The 17,856-nt window shown below is 70.0% G+C and carries 13 protein-coding genes; 4 read left to right on the forward strand and 9 right to left on the reverse strand.

All coding sequences use genetic code 11. The annotated features are described in order from the left end of the window. Window positions 1-39: 39 nt before the first annotated feature. From rny to B118_RS0119035, 7 genes are all read right to left on the reverse strand, one after another. Window positions 40-1,806, reverse strand: coding sequence for a ribonuclease Y (gene rny, locus B118_RS0119005; protein WP_018220596.1), 1,767 nt, complete (start codon window positions 1,804-1,806; stop codon window positions 40-42). Window positions 1,807-2,295: 489 nt separating this feature from the next. Next, window positions 2,296-2,955: a regulatory protein RecX gene (locus tag B118_RS0119010; RefSeq protein ID WP_018220597.1), complete on the reverse strand. Its 660-nt coding sequence runs from the start codon at window positions 2,953-2,955 to the stop codon at window positions 2,296-2,298. Window positions 2,956-2,965: 10 nt separating this feature from the next. After that, on the reverse strand, window positions 2,966-4,012 hold the full coding sequence (gene recA / locus B118_RS0119015) for a recombinase RecA (protein ID WP_018253569.1): 1,047 nt from the start codon (window positions 4,010-4,012) through the stop codon (window positions 2,966-2,968). Window positions 4,013-4,193: 181 nt separating this feature from the next. After that, window positions 4,194-4,394 carry a DUF3046 domain-containing protein gene (locus tag B118_RS0119020; RefSeq protein WP_018220599.1) on the reverse strand — a complete coding sequence of 67 codons (201 nt, stop codon included), beginning with the start codon at window positions 4,392-4,394 and terminating at the stop codon, window positions 4,194-4,196. Further along, window positions 4,385-5,785, reverse strand: a complete 1,401-nt coding sequence (locus B118_RS0119025; protein WP_028193224.1) for an MFS transporter — start codon at window positions 5,783-5,785, stop codon at window positions 4,385-4,387. The genes B118_RS0119020 and B118_RS0119025 overlap by 10 nt, the downstream gene beginning before the upstream one ends. A gap of 262 nt (window positions 5,786-6,047) precedes the next feature. After that, window positions 6,048-8,309 (reverse strand): MMPL family transporter, encoded by a 2,262-nt coding sequence (locus B118_RS0119030; RefSeq protein ID WP_028193225.1) that lies wholly within the window; start codon window positions 8,307-8,309, stop codon window positions 6,048-6,050. Window positions 8,310-8,360: 51 nt separating this feature from the next. Then, the gene (locus tag B118_RS0119035; RefSeq protein ID WP_080678082.1) at window positions 8,361-9,149 is read right to left on the reverse strand and encodes an LmeA family phospholipid-binding protein; all 789 of its coding nucleotides are present in this window, start codon (window positions 9,147-9,149) and stop codon (window positions 8,361-8,363) included. Between the two features lie 186 nt (window positions 9,150-9,335). Here B118_RS0119035 and B118_RS0119040 point away from each other — a divergent pair, with 186 nt between their 5' ends. The 3 genes from B118_RS0119040 (at window position 9,336) to alsS (ending at window position 13,280) form a co-directional block, all read left to right on the forward strand. Continuing rightward, entirely contained in the window at window positions 9,336-10,091 is a 756-nt protein-coding gene (locus B118_RS0119040; protein ID WP_018220603.1) for a response regulator transcription factor, read from the forward strand. Continuing rightward, window positions 10,088-11,503 carry a sensor histidine kinase gene (locus B118_RS0119045; protein WP_018812375.1) on the forward strand — a complete coding sequence of 472 codons (1,416 nt, stop codon included), beginning with the start codon at window positions 10,088-10,090 and terminating at the stop codon, window positions 11,501-11,503. Before B118_RS0119040 ends, B118_RS0119045 begins: the two co-directional genes overlap by 4 nt. A gap of 97 nt (window positions 11,504-11,600) precedes the next feature. Next, the gene (gene alsS, locus B118_RS0119050) at window positions 11,601-13,280 is read left to right on the forward strand and encodes an acetolactate synthase AlsS (protein ID WP_026185317.1); all 1,680 of its coding nucleotides are present in this window, start codon (window positions 11,601-11,603) and stop codon (window positions 13,278-13,280) included. A 104-nt stretch (window positions 13,281-13,384) separates the two neighbouring features. Here alsS and B118_RS0119055 read toward each other — a convergent pair whose 3' ends face one another. Further along, window positions 13,385-14,818, reverse strand: a complete 1,434-nt coding sequence (locus B118_RS0119055) for an autotransporter outer membrane beta-barrel domain-containing protein (RefSeq protein ID WP_028193226.1) — start codon at window positions 14,816-14,818, stop codon at window positions 13,385-13,387. A 158-nt stretch (window positions 14,819-14,976) separates the two neighbouring features. Continuing rightward, window positions 14,977-15,948, reverse strand: a complete 972-nt coding sequence (locus B118_RS0119060; protein WP_018812377.1) for a helix-turn-helix transcriptional regulator — start codon at window positions 15,946-15,948, stop codon at window positions 14,977-14,979. An 889-nt stretch (window positions 15,949-16,837) separates the two neighbouring features. Here B118_RS0119060 and B118_RS31840 point away from each other — a divergent pair. Then, on the forward strand, window positions 16,838-17,856 hold a 1,019-nt coding region (locus tag B118_RS31840; RefSeq protein WP_238324014.1), incomplete at its 3' end, for an FG-GAP repeat domain-containing protein.

Here is a 17,856-nt window from a genome sequence, read left to right on the forward strand (position 1 = left end):
GCGCACCCGAACAACACTGGCGCTGCCCGCGCGCCGCAGTCAGCGGGCGATCTCGGTGACCCGGGACTCGCGGACCACCGTGACCCGGATCTGCCCCGGATAGGTCAGCTCCTCCTCGATCTGCTTGGCCACGTCCCGGGCCAGCACGGAGGCGCTGATGTCGTCAACGTCGTCCGGCCGAACCATCACCCGGACCTCCCGGCCCGCCTGCATCGCGAAGACCCGCTCCACACCGAGCTTGTCCCCCGCGATCTCCTCGATCCGCTCCAGCCGCCGCACGTACGCCTCCAGGCTCTCCCGGCGGGCCCCCGGCCGCCCCCCGGAGCAGGCATCCGAGGCCTGGGTGAGCACCGCCTCGACGGTCTGCGGCGGCACCTCATTGTGGTGCGCCTCGATGGCGTGCACGACGTCCTCGCTCTCGCCGTACTTGCGGGCGACATCAGCACCGACGATGGCGTGACTGCCCTCGACCTCGTGGGTGAGCGCCTTGCCGATGTCGTGCAGGAACGCGCACCGTTTGATTGTCGGCACGTCCAGCCGCAGCTCAGCGGCCATGATCCCGGCGATGTGGGCGCTCTCGACGAGGTGCTTGAGCACGTTCTGCCCGTACGAGGTGCGGTAGCGCAGCCGGCCCAGCAGGCTGACCAGCTCGGGGTGGATCTCGGTGATGCCGACCTCGACCAGGGCATCCTCGGCGGCGCGCTGGCAGAGCTGCGCCACCTCCTGCCGGGCCAGGTCGTACACCTCCTCGATCCGGTGCGGGTGGATCCGCCCGTCCAGGACGAGCTTCTCCAGGGTGAGCCGGCCGACCTCCCGACGCACCGGGTCGAAGCAGGAGAGCAGCACCGCCTCCGGCGTGTCGTCGATGATCAGGTTGACTCCGGTGACCGATTCGAAGGTGCGGATGTTGCGCCCCTCCCGACCGATGATCCGACCCTTCATCTCGTCACCGGGCAGGTGCAGGACGCTGACCACGCTCTCCGCGGTCTGCTCGCTGGCCACCCGCTGGATCGCGTCGACCACGATGTGCCGCGCGCGCTCCTCGCCCGTGCTGCGCGCCTCGGCCTCGATGTCCCGTACGAGCAGCGCGGCTTCCCGCTTGGCCTGCGCCTCGATCGCCTCGACCAGTTCGCCGCGGGCCGCCTCCGCGGTGAGCCCCGCGACCCGCTCCAGCTCGCGGCGTCGCTGCTGCTCGGCCTGCTCCAGCTCCCGGTCCCGCTCGGCGAGCGCCGACTCCCGGGCCTCCAGAGCGGCGTTGGCAGCGCCGAGTTGCCGATCCCGCTCGGCGAGCCGCTCGACCTCCTCGGTGTGCAGCCGCTCCCGGTCGTCCATCCGGGCGGCCCGCCGCTCCACCTCGGCCGCCTGTTCCCGGGTGGTCGCGGCGAGGACGGCGGCTTCCCGTTCTCCGCCGCGCCGGGCGGCGGTCCGTAGCTGTTCGGCTTCGGCCTCGGCCTGCTTGTGCACCCGTTCCAGGATGGCGTCGGCTTCGGCGCGGGCACCGTCGAGCACCCGCCGGGCTTCGGCGCGGGCGGCCTTGGCCTCGGCGCGGGCGGCGGCGGCTTCGGTGCGGGCCGCGGCGGCGGCGGACTTCGCCGCATCGATGGTGCTGTTCGCCTCGTCGGCGGCCGACCGCAGCGCGGCGAGGGACTGCTCCTGGCGGTCTTTCTCCGCGACAAAGGCCGGGTCCTCGGGGCGCGAGGTGCCGGCGATGCCGCGGACGGCCCGGACGCCCACCAGCACCGCACCGACCACGACGACGGTGAGCAACAGGACGGCCACGAGGAGGATCGCGTCGAACCCGTTCATGGTGAACTTCCTGTCGACCCCTGCCGCCTCGCCATCGCGCGCCTCCCCTTGACCGTCGCGCCGCCGGCAACGTGCGGTGGGCGCGCTCCCGCGACTCTGGACGCCCGACCGGAGCGGCTGACCGAAAGGGAAGCCCTCCCGTCGGCGGTGCCGCGACGGCACTGCCGACGGCAGCTGCAGTTGTTGCGTCAGCTCCGGACCGGCCGGGTCCGGAGCGGACACAGGGCCAAACGAATCGGCCAAAGTGATGCGGTTCTGTTACACGATCTATGTTGTGCGCTTTGCCTGCGCTGGTCGGGCAATGTGAGCCTTATGGCGAGGCTAGGTCCCCGGAGCCGGTCCGGTCAAGGAAACCATGATCAATACATCCGAACGGAGAGAATTTACAGCATTACGCAGCGCTGATCAATGATCGGATAAAAGCATCTAAAAGGGATGTAATTACCTTTGATTGGCGGGACGGCGACCAATCGTTCACGTAAGCCCTTGTCAGGGATCGACCTCGACGTCGCTGAACACCTCAGCGTCGATCTGCTCCGCGAACTCGGCCGCCTCAGCGCTCTGCGCCGCGAGCGCCTCCTTCACCGCCCGAATCGCCACCCCCGGCGAGTAGCCCTTCCGGGCCAGCATGCCGACCAGTCGCCGAAACACCGCGTCCGGCTCGCCCCGGGTGGCACGCAGCTTCCGCTCCGCCAGGGCACGGGCCGTCTCCGCCTCGGTCTCGTCGTCCAGCTCGCCGAGCGCGGCCTTCGCCACGTCACCATCGACGCCACGTTGACGCAGCTCGGTGGCGAGAGCACGGCGGGCGAGGCCACGGCCGGCGTGCCGGCTGGAGACCCAGGCCCGCGCGAAGGCCGCGTCATCGATCATGCCGACATCGTCGTAGCGGTCGAGGACCGCGGTGGCGACCTCCGCCGAGATGCCTCGCCGGGTCAGCGCCCGGGCCAGCTCGGCCCGGGTACGCGGACGCACGGCGAGCTGCCGCAGGCAGAACTCCCGCGCCAGCTCGGCCTCGTCTGTGGGCGAGGCCGAGCTGGTCGCGGCATCGGCGTTACGTCGGCCGCGGCGGGGGGCCGCCGGGGCGGCGTCACCCGTGCGCGGTGGGCTGGCGTCCCACCCCCGTCCGGCACGGGCTCGTCGTGACGTCACCGGCCCTTACTCAGAAGTCGACCGGCGGCAACTCCGGACCGCCAGCGGCGTCACCCGCGCCGGCACCGACGCCGAGCTTCTCCAGGATCTTCTTCTCGATCTCGGCGGCCACGTCCGGGTTCTCCCGAAGGAACTCGCGGGCCTTCTCCTTGCCCTGGCCGAGCTGGTCGCCCTCGTAGGTGTACCACGCGCCGGACTTCCGGATGATCGCCTGCTCGACGCCGACGTCGATCAGCGACCCCTCGCGGGAGATCCCCTTGCCGTACATGATGTCGAACTCGGCCTGCTTGAACGGCGCGGCCACCTTGTTCTTCACGACCTTGACCCGGGTGCGGTTACCGACCACGTCGGTGCCGTCCTTGAGGCTCTCGATGCGGCGCACGTCGAGCCGGACCGAGGCGTAGAACTTCAACGCCCGCCCACCGGTGGTGGTCTCGGGGCTGCCGAACATGACGCCGATCTTTTCGCGGAGCTGGTTGATGAAGACCGCCGTCGTGCCGGTGTGACTGAGCACACCGGTCATCTTGCGCAGGGCCTGGCTCATCAGCCGGGCCTGGAGACCCACGTGGCTGTCGCCCATCTCACCCTCGATCTCGGCGCGCGGCACCAGCGCGGCCACCGAGTCGATGACGATGATGTCGAGCGCACCGGAGCGGACCAGCATGTCCGCGATCTCCAGGGCCTGCTCGCCGGTGTCCGGCTGGGAGACCAGCAGGGCGTCGGTGTCGACGCCGAGGGCCCGGGCGTACTCCGGGTCGAGGGCGTGCTCGGCGTCAACGAAGGCGGCGATGCCGCCGGAGCGCTGGGCGTTGGCCACCGCGTGCAGCGCCACCGTCGTCTTACCGCTGCTCTCCGGGCCGTAGACCTCGATGACCCGCCCCCGGGGCAAGCCGCCCACGCCGAGGGCCACATCCAACGCGATGGACCCGGTCGGAACCACCGCGGTCTGCACGACCGGGCGCTCCCCCAGTCGCATCACCGAACCCTTGCCGAACTGTTTGTCGATCTGAGCGAGAGCAAGGTCGAGTGCCCTCTCCCGATCAGGCACTGCCGCCATCGTCGCTACCCCTGCCTTCGCCGACTTCGCTGAGCTTCGCGTCACGCGGACACGCTAGGCGCATGGTCCGACAGAACACCAGCGACCATGCCGTGAGCTGTGGACGAGCGCCTCGCTGTGGACAATAGCCGAACAGGTGTACGAGCAGCGGCGCGACCCGCGAACGTAACGAAATGACTACTCAACGGAGCCGCGCGGGCACCCGGTCCGGGTACGCGGCGACCACCGCACGCCACACGACGTGGGTCTCCTCCCCCGCCGCGAGCGCCTGCTCGATCGTCCGCTCGCCAAGGGGTGCCAGGACCTGGTCGCTGGCGATGCTGGCCGCGTAGCCCGGCCCGAACGCCTCCTCCAGCCGCGCCCAAAAGTCGGTCAGCCGCACGTGTCACCCTCCCGGTCGGGCACCCCGGCGGGCCCCCGACGTAACGCTAACGCCACCAACGGCACCACCACGATCGCCGCCAGCAGGGTGAGCACCGGATAGCCGGCCGCCCGCATGACGAACCCGCTGACCGCGGCCGCGCTGGCGCCGGCGAGCCCCATGGTCAGGTCAGAGAAGCCCTGCACACTCGGCCGTACCGCCGCCGGCACCGACTCCGACAGCAGGGTGGAGCCGCCCACCATGGTGCCGGACCAGCCCAGCCCGAGCAGGACCAGACCCACCGAGAGCTGCGGCGTGTGGTGGCCGGCGGTGCCGGCGACGGCGCAGGCGGCGAGCAGCAGCCCCACCCCGCCGAGGATGACCGCCGGCCGGCCGAGCCGGTCGGCGAGCCAGCCCACCAGCGGGGCCAGCGCGTACATGCCGGCGATGTGCAGGCTCAGCACGATCCCGACCACCCGTAGGACGTCCGCGTCGCCGTGCGACTCGCCGAGCCGTACCGGGGTCATCGACATCACCGCCACCATCACCGCGTGCCCCACCGCCACCGCCGCGACGCCGAGCCGGGCCGCCGGGCGGTCGCGGACCACCCGCCAGGCCGCGCGCATCCCCGCGCCACGCCGGGCCGCCGGGCGCGGGGGCGTCATCGGCTCGGCCACCGGGCTCGGGGGCGGCGTGGGCTCGGCCACCGGGCTCGGGGGCGGCGTGGACTCGGCCACCGGGCTCGGGGGCGGCGTGGGCTCGGCCGCCGAAAGTCGCCGCGCGGTGCGCAGCGGGTCGGGCCGCAGCAGTGCGAAGAGTACGCCGGCGGCCAGCACGAAGGCGACGGCGCTGAAGGCGAACGGGCCGGCCAGTGGCGGCAGCCCCCACCCGCCGGTGACCGCGTTGGCGAGCGCCGCGAAGTTCGGCGCGGCCACCGCCCCGATGGTGGTGGCCCAGACGATCAGGGCGAGCTGCCGGCCCCGACGCGCCGGCTCGGCGAGGTCCACCGCGGCGTAGCGGGCTTGGAGGTTCGCGGCGGTGCCGCCGCCGAACAGCAGATTGCCGAGGAAGAGCAGCGGCACGATCCGGGTGACCGCGGCGAGCACCACCAGCACCGCGCCGACCGCGCCGACCAGGTAGGCGACGACCAGTCCCGGACGACGCCCGTGCCCGTTCGTGATCCGGGTGATCGGGATGGCGAGCAGCGCGGCGCCCACCACGGCGGCGCTCTGGGTCAGACCGGCGACCGCGGTGCCAGCGATCCGGGCGGCGAGCAGCGCCCCGACCGCGACCCCGATGGTGACGCCGATGCCACCGATGATCTGGGTGCCGAACAGCAGGCCCAGGGTGCGCCGTTGGATCGGCGCCACATCCGACCGGATCCGGGCCGGAGCGGTCAGGTCGGTAGTCACAGATGACTCCCGTGGGTAAGGGGTGAGCGGCACACTTATCCTTGCGCATCCCGCCCAATGGACACCGCCGGACCCGCCGGCAGCCCAACCCGGTAGCCACTTCAGAGCGCGTCGTAGACATCGCTGCGATGGCCCAGGTGAAGCGGGATCGGGGCGGGCTCACTCATGACCCCCTAGCGCACAACTCGCACAAGTCGTACGGGTCAATCAGTGAGCCCGCCGCTCCGCCGGCCGCGGCGTCGCCGGCACCCCTCCACCTCGCCTACCGCACGCCGCCCGGGTCGGCTGCCTCGAGGGCGGCCTGGGCGTCGGCCGGCGGGAGCCGGTCGGGCGTCTCGTCGGGCGTCTCGTCAGTCACGGGGGACGCCTCCAGGTCGACCCGGGGCACGAGCCGGTCCAGCCAGCGGGGGAACCACCAGTTGGCGCGGCCGAGCAGCACCATGATCCCCGGCACCAGGAACCCACGGACGACCACCGCGTCGAGCAGCACCGCCACGCCGAGCCCCACCCCGAACATCTTGATCAGCGGATTGTCCTGGCCGGCGAAGCTGATGAAGACGCTGAACATGATCAACGCCGCCGCGGTGACGACCCGTCCCGCCGAGCCGAGCCCGGTCACCACCGCACGCCGGTTGTCCCGGACCGCGTGCCACCGCTCGGCGATCGACGAGACCAGGAAGACCTCGTAGTCCATCGACAGCCCGAACAGGATGGCGAAGAGGATCAGCGGGATGTAACTCTCGATCGGCACCGGCCCGTCCAGCCCGAGCAGCCCCGTGAGGTGCCCCTCGGCGAAGGCGAAGGTGAGGATGCCGTACGCGGCGCCGACGGAGAGCAGGTTCATCAGCGCGGCGGTCAGCGGGATCACGAAGGAGCGGAACAGGACGACCAGCAGCAGGAAGCTCAGCGCGATCACCACCGCCAACACCAGCGGCAGCCGCTCCGCCACCTGGTCGGTGAAGTCGATCTTCGCGGCGGTCTGGCCGCCGACGTGCAGCTGCGTACCGTCGGTGGCCAGCGGCGGCAGGATCTCCTCGCGCAGCTGGGTGACGAGGTCACCGGTGGCCGGGTCGCTGGGCGCGGTCGTCGGCACCACCTGCCAGAGCGCGCCACTACCGTCGGTGGAGACCCGCGGCCCCTGGACGGACTGCACACCGGGCACGTCCGCCAGGGCGGCGCTGAGGGCGAGAGCCTGCCGCTGGACCGTGGCCAGGTCGGTCTGGGCGGTGTCACCCAGGTCGGCGACGACCAGCAACGGCCCGTTCACGCCCGGGCCGAACGCCGACTCCAGCAGGTCGTAACTCTGCCGGGTGGGCGTACCGACCGGGTCGTGGCCGCCGTCCTGCTGGCCGAGCTCCAAGGCCGCCACCGGCGCGATGAAGACCGCCAGCACCATTAGCGAGCCGACCACCGCCAGCCACGGCCGCCGGGCCGTCCGCTCGCCGATCCGGTGCCACCAGCCCGCCTTCGATGCCTTCTCCGCGCGACGCCGGGGCAGCGCCCCGACGTCGAGCCGCGAGCCGACGACCCCGAGGACGGCCGGCAGCACGCCGACCGCGGCCACCACCGACAGCCCGACCGCCACGGCGGCGGTCCAGCCCAGCGAGGTCAGCAGCGGCAGCCCGGCCAGCAGCAGGCCACCCAGGCCGACGGCGACGGTGGCGCCGGCGAAGAGCACCGCCGCGCCCGCGGTGGCCACCGCGACCCCCAACGCCCGCTCGTGTGATTGCCCCTCCTGCCGGGCCGTGCGGTACCGCACGACGATGAAGAGCGCGTAGTCGATACCGACGCCGAGCGAGATCATGCTCGCCACCGTCGTCGCGATGTCCGGGATCGCTCCTACCTGGCTGAGCAGCCCGATGGCGGCGAGCCCGAGCACCAGCCCGACCAGCGCGGAGAGCAGGGGTAGGGCCATCGCCGCGGCCGCGCCGAGGGCCACCAGCAGGACGACGGCGGCCACGGCCAGACCGATCAACTCGCTGCGGTGCCCCGGATCCCCGGCCGCAGCCTGGGCGAGCTGCCCCCCGGGGAGCACCTCCAGCCCGGCGTCCACGGCCGGGGTGGCGGCGGCCAACACGCGGTCGGCATCCTGCTCGCTGAGGGCGGCGGGTGGCACGTCGAAGTAGACCTGCGCGTACGCGGTGTGCCCGTCGGCGCTGATCCGCGGCGCGGGCTGGCCGGACTCCTGCGGAAATGGGGGCACCACCTGCGTCACCCCTTCCACATCCCGCACCGCCAGCAGCGAAGCCTCGATGGCCGCCCGCCCCTCGGGCGCGGTGACCGAGGACTCCGGGTCGTGGAACACCAGGGTGCCGTTGCCGAGCGCGGAGGCGGGGAACACCGCATTCTGGATCTCCTGCGCGCGGCTGCTGTCACTACCCGGGATGGTGATGCCGTCGTCGATGCTCGTGCCCACCATCACCCAGGTGCCGACGACGGCCGCGGCCACCAGGAGCCAGGCGGTGAGCAGCTGCCAGGGCCGGCGGGCAGCCAGCCGGCCGTACGAGTACAGAGCGGTACGCAAGGAAACCTCCGAAAGGAGTGGGGTGGGCCTGGGTCACTGGATCGAGGGGCGTCACGCGCGGCAGTCGCCCGCGGCGGTGAGCTCGTTGGTGTCGAGGCTGGCCTGCAGGGTCAGGCCGTCGGGGCCGACGGCGACGTGGTCGGGCGTCAGACCGTTCGGGAGGCCCGGCAGGGCGACGCGGCGCGGCTCCAGCTGCCCCGCGAGCGCCGGGTCGCGTACGCCGAGCAGCGGGGCGACCAGGTCCACTGGCAGCTGCTGCCCGGCCACCTCCACCGTGGCCGGGGTGAGCACCAGTTCCTCGCCGGCCAACGCGAGATCCATGAGTACGCGGATGTCGCCGCCCAGGACCACGCCCGGCCGGACCACGGCGAGTTGGTCACCGGCGTTCTCGAACCGCTGCTGGCCCGCTTCGGTGCCGGGCAGTTGGTCGTACGGCAGGGTCACCGTCGCCTCGGCGCCGGCGACGTCAACTGGTTCGTCCGTGAACGGCCGGGCGTGCACGTCGTGCAGGGAGAGCTGGAGGTGGGTCGACCCGGCCTCGGTGTCGATGAAGCCCTGCACGGTCACGTCGCCCAGGTCCCCGGTGAGTAGTCGCGGAGTGATGAGCGGGCCGGGCAGCGAGGTGGTCAGCTCGGCGCCGTCGAGGCGACAACCGACCGCCGCGGAGACCCGCCGTTCGACCGCGGCGGCGAGGAACCGATCGGCGCCGTAGGAGAGCACCAGCGCGACGACGACCAGCACCAGCGGCAACCGCAACCGGCGGGCCAGCGAGCGGTCGGTACGGCGGGGCCTGGTCCGGCTCGGTCGGCGGGCCTTGGTCGGCAGATCAGTCCGGCTCATGCCCCAAGGCAACCGCACCGACCTGCCGATCCCCTCCGGCGTACCTTCCGGTTTGCTGACGATCCGAATCGGGCGAACCGGACCTGGCCTCCACCCGGGGTGGTCCGTCGGGCCTTCAGCAAACCGTCAGCCGTTCGGCAGCCGATTGGCAGGTTCCCCGGTCCCCGCGCCGGAGATACTGACGCCATGGCTGGATCGACAGGGCGCTCCGCCCGGCAACCGCGGCCGGGCTCAACCGCCGAGCTGAGCTCGGTCTGGCGGGCCCGCGTGCTGGTGGTGGACGACGAGCCGGCGCTGGCCGAGCTGCTGCTACGCACGTTACGGGTCGCCGGGTTCGACGCCCGGTCCGCCGGCTCCCGGTCCGAGGCGCTGGCCGTCGCCGGTGAGCTGGCTCCGGAGTTGGCGATCGTGGACGTGATGCTGCCCGACGGCTCCGGCTTCGACCTGGTCCACGACCTGCGCCGGGGGCTCCCGGAGCTCGCGGTGGTCTTCCTGACCGCGAAGGACTCGCTGGAGGACCGACTCACCGGGCTGAACCTCGGCGGCGACGACTACATCACCAAGCCGTTCAGCGTGGCGGAGGTGGTCGCCCGGGTGAACGCGGTGCTGCGCCGCCTCGGTGGGCGGCCCGGTGCGGCCAACCGGCTCGCCGTCGCCGATCTGGAACTCGATGAGGATGCGCACACGGTCACCCGGGCGGGCACGCCGGTCGAGCTGTCGCCGACCGAGTTCCGGCTGCTGCGGCACCTGCTGGAGAACGCCGGCCGGGTTCTTTCCAAGCAGCAGATCCTCGCCCAGGTCTGGCAGTACGACTTCCCCGGCGATCCGGGGGTGGTGGAGAAGTTCGTCAGCCAGCTCCGGCGCAAGATCAACATCTCGGACCCGCCGTTGCTACACACGGTGCGCGGCTTCGGCTACGTCCTGCGGGAACCGCCCGAATGAGGGGGCCGGCCCTGCGGAGCCTCCGCGGCCGGCTGCTGGTGGGCACGGTCGCACTGCTGGTGGTCGGGCTGCTCGCCGCCGATGTCACCGCCTACCTGGCGTTGCGGCGATTCCTCGACGAACGGGTCGACAACACCATCGAGCTGGTCCTCGACCGGGGTTTGGCACGCGCCCGCCTCGCCGGGCCGGCCATGCCCACCGCCGGCATGGAACAGCTCATACCCGCCAACGCCTACCTGGCCCTCTACGACGCCGAGGGCGACCTGGTGCTGGCCCGGCTCCCACTACAGCACGGTGACTCACGGCCGCCCGTGGTGCCGCCGGTCAACGAACTGCCGGCGGGCCCGGTGACCATCGGCGCCGATCCGGAGACGGCGCTGCGGGTGCGCCGCGAGCTGCTACCTCCCGAGCAGGCCCTCCCAGTGGAGATAAACGGGCAGGTCCGTTCGGTGACCGGGCTGGTCGTCGGGGTGTCCCTGGCGGACAACGCGGCGACGCTGCGCCGGCTGGTCCTGGTCCAGGGGATCGCTGGGCTACTCATCGTCGTCCTGGGGGTGGCGCTGGCCCGGCTGGTGCTCACCACCGGGCTACGACCGCTGCGCGCCGTGGCGGACACCGCCCGGGAGATCGGCCGCGGCGACCTGCGCCGACGCGTACCCGTGGGCGACCCGCGCACCGAGATCGGCACCGTCGCCACCGCGCTGAACGAGGCGTTCGACCAACGTGAACGCAGCGAGGCGTTGACCCGGACCTTCGTCGCCGACGCCTCGCACGAGCTGCGTACCCCATTGAGCGCGGTACACGGCTGGGCTGACCTCTACCTCAACGACGGCATCACCGACTGGGACGGCGTGGACGAGGCGATGCGCCGGATCCGCACCGAGAGCACCCGGATGGGGGCCCTCGTCGAGCAGCTACTCACCCTGGCCCGGCTGGACGCGCACCAGCCGCTGGCGCGCGCCGCGGTCGACCTCGGCCGCGTTTGCGCGGACGTGCTGGACAGCCTCCGGGTCACCGCCGCCCACCATCGACTCACCCTCACCGCCGACGAGGAGGTCACCGTCACCGGCGATGCGACCGCACTTCGCCAGGTGGTGCAGAACCTGGTCGGCAACGCGGTTCGGCACACCCCACCCGGCACGGCGGTCGAGGTTCGCGTCCACCGCGCCGACGCGGACGCCGTTCTCGTCGTGCGCGACGAGGGGCCCGGGCTCGACGCCCCGGGGCTCGCGCACGCCTTCGACCGGTTCTGGCGCGCCGACCCCGGGCGGGCCGCACCCGGCGGCACCGGGTTGGGCCTGGCCATCGTCCGCGACATCGTCGAAGCGCACGGCGGCACCGTGGCGCTGGACTCGGCACCCGGGCGGGGGCTAACGGCCACCGTACGACTGCCGGGTTCACCGGAGTTCTGACTCCGCGGACCGCGTAGGTGCACTCACTTCGGGTACGTCTCCGACGCACTTGTCTGGGGTGGGCGTTGAGACGGCGGGTGAGGGGAGCAGGGCGACGGTGGATACGACGGAATCGAAACCGACTCGCGTTGCCCAGCGCGTCGTCGAGGTGTTGCAGGCGTACGGCGTGCAGTACGTCTTCGGAGTCCCCGGAGCCAAGATCGACGCGATGTACGACGCGCTGGCGGACGGTGGGCCCCAGCTGATCGTGTGCCGACACGAGCAGAACGCGGCGTTCATGGCCGCGGCGGTCGGCCGACTCACCGGCACCCCCGGTGTCGTGCTGGTGACGTCCGGGCCCGGCACCGCCAACCTCGCCACCGGCCTGCTGACGGCGTCGACGGAGCAGGATCCGGTCATCGCCCTCTGCGGCGCGGCGTCCCGCGCCAACCGGCTCAAACGCGCGCAGCAGTCATTCCACTCCGCCGCCCTGCTCGCCACGGTGACGAGATACACCGGCGAGGTCTCCGACCCGGACAACGTGTGCGAGGCGCTGAGCAAGGCCATCCGGACGGCGACCACCGAGCCCCGAGGAGCCGCCGCGGTGGTGCTCCCCCAGGACGTACTCGCCGCGTCGACCGCGCAGACCCTGCACCGGCCGGCGCCGATGCCCCGGCTGAACGCGGCGCCGCCCGAGGCGGTCGCCGAGGCGGTACGGCTCATCCGCTCGGCGCGGCGGCCGGTTGTGCTCGCGGGCATGCGCTCCGGTGAACCAGAGACGAGCCACGCCCTGCGTGCCCTGATCGGCGAGACAGAGCTTCCGGTCGTGGAGACCTTTCAGGCCGCCGGGGTGCTGCCCCGCGAACTCGACCACCACTGGGCCGGGCGAGTCGGGGTGTTCCGCAACCTGCCCGGCGACGTCGTGATGGCGCACGCGGACCTGCTGCTGACCGTCGGCTACGACGAGGTGGAGTACGCCTCCGCCGCATGGAACACCGATTCGACGCGCACCATCGTGCACATCGACTCCATCCCCGCGGAACTCGGCAACCACTACCAACCGACGCTCGAACTGCGGGGCGACATGGCCGCCACGCTCCGCCAGCTGGCCGGACCGCTCGCCGGGCTCCGCCTGGAGCCCGAGTTCAGGGAGCTGATGGACGCCCAACGGCGTGCGCTCTCCGAGATCAACCTGGAGGCGCGCTCCGCCTCGGACGACTCCCGCGGCCTCGAACCGCCGGCGGTCGTCCTCAAACTGCGTGAGCTGCTGGCCGACGACGCCACGGTGGCCTGCGACGTTGGCTCGTTCTACCTGCACATGGCGCAGCACTTCCGCGTGCACGAGCCAAGACACCTGCTGTTCTCCAATGGCCAACAGACCCTTGGCGTCGGCCTGCCCTGGGCCATGGCCGCCTGCCTCGTACGGCCAGGACGACAGGTGGTGTCGGTCTCCGGCGACGGCGGATTCCTGTATTCCAGCGCGGAACTCGAGACCGCGGTACGCCTCGGCCTCACCTTCACGCATGTCATCTTCCGGGACGACGCCTACGACATGACCCGCTTCGAGGAGCGGCTCAAATATGGCCGCGACTACGGTGTTGACCTGGGGTTCCTCGACTCCGCCGCCTATGCCCGGTCGTTCGGGGCGAACGGCTACCGGGTCTCCAGCGAGGAGGAGCTGGTCGACGTACTCCCCCGTGCGCTTGCCGAACCCGGCCCGTCGGTAGTCGACGTGGCTATCAATTCGGTGCGCAACATCCATCTGGGCCAGAGCCTGCTTCCGGACAGCTTCGACTAGCCGCCGCCCCGAGCGAACGGACCCACGGTGGAAACGGCGGAGGGTCCCGCGTCGCCGGCACACGGCGAAACGGGACCCTCGTGAATCGGATTGTGCGCGATTCGCTACCCGGCGCAGCTGGGCACGATGCCGGAGCAGTTGTTCGGGCGGTTCTTGATCACCACAGTGCCGGTGGCGGGGTTCAGCAGGACCGTGCCACCCGCCTCGTTGAAGATGCCGCCGCCGTCGGTGACCGCGAGGTTCTTTATGACCTTGGTGTTGTACAGCGTGGCCGTCCCCGTGGCGGCGTTGTAGATGCCGCCACCCAGGTCAGCCTGATTTCCGACGATCTTCGTGTTCAGTAGGGTCAACTCGTCGGCGTTGTAGATTCCACCACCAATGGTGCTCGCCCGGTTGTCCTCGATGAAGCTGTCCACAACGGACACGCTGGAACCTGTCTCAGTGGCCAGAGCGCCAGCCAGCTCGCCCGAGACGTTATCGGCGAGGGTAACCGAGGAGAGGTACACCTGCGTGCCTACGTTGGCAAGGATTCCACCGACCGACCCGGTAGCCGTGTTGCCCGAAACGCTACTGTCCTCGACAACCGCCGAACCACCGTTCACGATGATTCCACCGACAACATCCTGGGCCGAATTGTCGGAGATGGCGCTTCGCTGAACCAGGGCACTCCCCAAAGTTGCCACCCCACCGCCAGCGGCGGTGACATTTGCGCGTACGCCGGAATCGGTTACTTCGAGCACGCCGGAGCTGGAAATACCACCGCCGAGGATGCCAGAGGTATTGCGGCTGACCGTGGAGTGCTTGACCAGGGTGGTGCCCTCGCTGGCGATGCCACCGCCGTTGTCCGCGGCGATGTTACGGGTGATGGTGCTGTGTTTGGTGGTGAGCGCCCCGCCGGTGTTGACGAGGATGCCGCCGCCGTCGCTGTCGGTTTGCCCGCCGGTGATGGTGAGGTGGTTGAGGGTGAGGTCGCCGCCAACGTCGACGGTGAGGATCCTGAACTGTTCGACGGCGGCGGCGCGTTCGATGACGGTGTGTTTGCCGCCGTTGAGGGTGATGGGGGTGGTGATGTCGGGGAGGCCGGCGTCGTCGACGGGGGCGGTGAGCAGGTAGGTGCACTTGCTGGCGAGGTCGAGGGTGGCGCCGCCGCGGGCGTTGGCGAGGGTGATCGCGGCGATCAGCTTGTCCGCGTCACAGGGCACCGGAATGCCCTTCGACTTCTCCCGCTTCTTCCCCTGCACCTCGCCGTCGGCCTCGGCCTTACGTTCGGTGCGGTGGCCTTCAGCAGTGCGCCGATCAGACTTTCCGGGCTGATCGTCGGCGGCAGCGAGAGCCCCTCCGACGGCGCCGGCGGCCGGCCCGCCGAAGGCACCGACCGCGGTGGCGGTGAGGGCCAGGCCAGCGACGCCGGCCAGTCCAACAGCCCACCACCGCGCACCCGCCCTACGTGAGCCAGAGCGGCACAGTTCGCGTTCCTGACGCTGATGGTTCATGGCGATCTCTACGTCCTTCCCCGTGAACGGCGAGGAACCGGCCACCCCAGGGGCAGATCAACTGTTCCTCGGCTACCCGGCAGGCGGCAGCAACCTCCTTGAGCTAAGCCAGTAAAATTCACGTTGACCCGCATACACGAAAATTACCCCTAAAAAGGTACAGACAGGACAAGTTGCCTCAAGTGATCGCTTCGACCACCTCGTCATACCCAGCCGCGGCGGGTGGCCTGGACCCCGGCCTGGAACCGACTCTCCGATTCGAGCCGTTCGCTCAGGGAGGTCATCATGCGTTGGACGCTGCGCAGCGAGATCGCCAGCTTTCGTGCCGCTGACTCGTCGGTGTTGCCCGCCGCGAGCAGGCGCAACAGTTCTCGCTCTTGGGCGGTGAGTCCCTGCTCGTCCTGGGACGCCTCATCGCCGAAGGGCCTCGCCGCGTGCCAGACCTGCTCGAAGAGTGCGACCAGCCCCGTGACAACGCCGGGACTACGTAGTTCCAGGGCGCCCCGAACGGGGTCGTTCGGATCGACGGGCACGAGCGCCAACTCTCGATCGACGATCACCATGCGCATCGGCAGTGTCGGCGCGGTGCGGGACTGACTGCCCAGACTCGCCATCCACCGTGCGTGCGCGAGGGTGGCCGGATCGTTGCGGAAGCTGTCCTGATAGACGTTGCGGATCAGGACCCCCCGCCCCAACGCCACCTGGTTGAGTGAACCTTCGGCCTCCATCGTGTCCGGCCGCTGGCCGCGGCCGGTGGTGAAGGACAGACACTCGCTACGGGCGTGGTGCGCGAGTTCGATCAGCCGTTCCCGGACGGCGTCGAGTCCGTCCAGGGCACGCCCCTGCACTTCCTGCTCGTGGCCTTCGTGCGCGGCGGCGATGGCGGTGATCGCGGCTCGGGTCGCCTCGACCTGCCGCTGCCGTACCGCAACGTCCGCCTCCACCTTGGCCAGGAGCGCGATCAGCCCGGCCTGCGGCCGGACCGCACGGGCGCTGTCGCCTCCCGAGTCGAGTCGGATCAACGCCAGGTCGGCCAGCACATCGAGCGCCTCCCGCACCTGGCCGGGCGGGACGCCCAGATAGTCGGCCAGACCAGCAACGTTCAGGTCCGGCCGCTGAAGCATGGCCCGATAGACCGTCTCGTGCTGCGCTGAAAGGCCTAGCAGATCGAGCATCGTTCCTCCCCGAATGAGTTCCTCCACATTGTGCCGTTGCGCAACGTTCCGTGGTCGGCACGGGTAGTGGCGTGATCCCGCCAGGCGTGCTCACGCCAGGCCGAACCTACTGACAACGGTCGCCAACCCCGCGATGCTTTCCTCAGCGCGGCAAACAAGGTTCGCGAAGCGCCCAAGGCACACCTCACTTGTTCAACGCAGTCATTGCGGAGGGAATCGACCAATGTCAAGCAGTACCGTTATTTCGCACTTTGCCGTAATTAATGCAGCGACCTTGACCACCGTGATCGGCTACAAAAATGCGCCGGGAGAGGGCTTCGGCTGGGGGTTCTCGAGGACCTCGGCGTGAGGGTGGCACATCTACGCATCGCACCTCTCACCCCAACCACAACCATTGACCCGTCGACCCTCCGGGACCTACTCCTAGCAGATACGGAGGGCAGCGTGGAGCACATCCGCATCCGCGCTGGCCCACATGGCGCCGACATCCTGGCATTCGTTGACAGCGACAGCGCCGAGGTGGCCCTTGATATTCTGCGGCGCCTGGTGCAGCAAAAGATAGCTACGTCGGGACCACTTCGTTCTTGGCGGATCGTATAGCGATCATGTTTCGTTAATTGGTTTGGTCGAGTCCGGCGCCCGCTGGGATAGTCGGGTCGGCAGCGCCTTTCCTGCCACAAATCCTTTCTTACTATTGTTAGCCCGCTGGGGACTGAATTCCCTGGCCGCCGTGAGGAGTGAAATGGGTACACCGGTGAGCTCTATGTGGACTAAATCGCTAGGGCGGATAGGCCAGAGGGCGTTGGTGGTGGCCGCGTCCGCGACCCTACTAGGCGGGGCGGTGGGGGCTACCGCTACGCCCGGCGCTCCGGCTTACGCCCTCCCGGGCGTGAGCGATTTGGGCGAGAGTAAGTTCGCCACACAGGGTGCGGTTGATCCGGGCTTCCAGATTCAGGGTTCGGCGATCGCTACGCCGGAGACTCCAGTTTTTGGTCCCGATATCGATAATTACGCCAGTCATGATCCACAGGATACGTGCGACCCGTCGATGAAGCCGGGGACAGTGGCACTGCGGTCTATCTTGAACGAGGCATACGGCGTTCACACTGGTTACATCGGACGCGCGTGTGATGTTGGCGGCACCAGTGAGCACAAGGAGGGCCGCGCGCTTGACTACATGCTCAACGTCAATAACAGTGCGGACAATGCTGCAGCTGACAGCATCCTGAACTGGATGTTGGCTACGGACCAGCATGGCAACAAACATGCCAATGCCCGTCGACTCGGAATCATGTACATCATCTGGGACAGGCATATCTGGTCGGCGTCCCGTGCGGATGAGGGCTGGCGTTCTTATTCTGGACCGAGTCCACACACCGACCATATTCACTTCAGCCAGAGCTGGGCAGGAGCCACAAAGCAGACCACCTGGTGGACCGCCAACCCTGAACCCCCGACCGAGCCCGACCGCTGGGTCGCCGATGTGACGGGCGACGGCTACCACGACCTGGTGGCTCGGGAAGACGACGGAACTCTGATGTTGTACTCGAACAACATCGTCCGCGACAACGGCGTCCCCTACAGCACCCCCTCCTCCCGACAGATCGGCCAGGGCTGGGACGCCTTCGACACCGTCGTTAATGCCGATGTCACCGGCGACGGCTACACCGACCTCGTAGCCCGCAAACCCGACGGCACCCTCTGGCTCTACTCCAACAACATCGTCCGCGACAACGGCGTCCCCTACAGCTACGCCTCCTCCCGACAGATCGGCCAGGGCTGGAACGCCTTCGACACCATCATCGGCGCCGACGTCACCGGCGACGGCTACACCGACCTCGTAGCCCGCAAACCCGACGGCACCCTCTGGCTCTACTCCAACAACATCGTCCGCGACAACGGCGTCCC

Source organism: Salinispora pacifica CNR114, assembly GCF_000514775.1.
GTDB lineage: Bacteria > Actinomycetota > Actinomycetes > Mycobacteriales > Micromonosporaceae > Micromonospora > Micromonospora pacifica.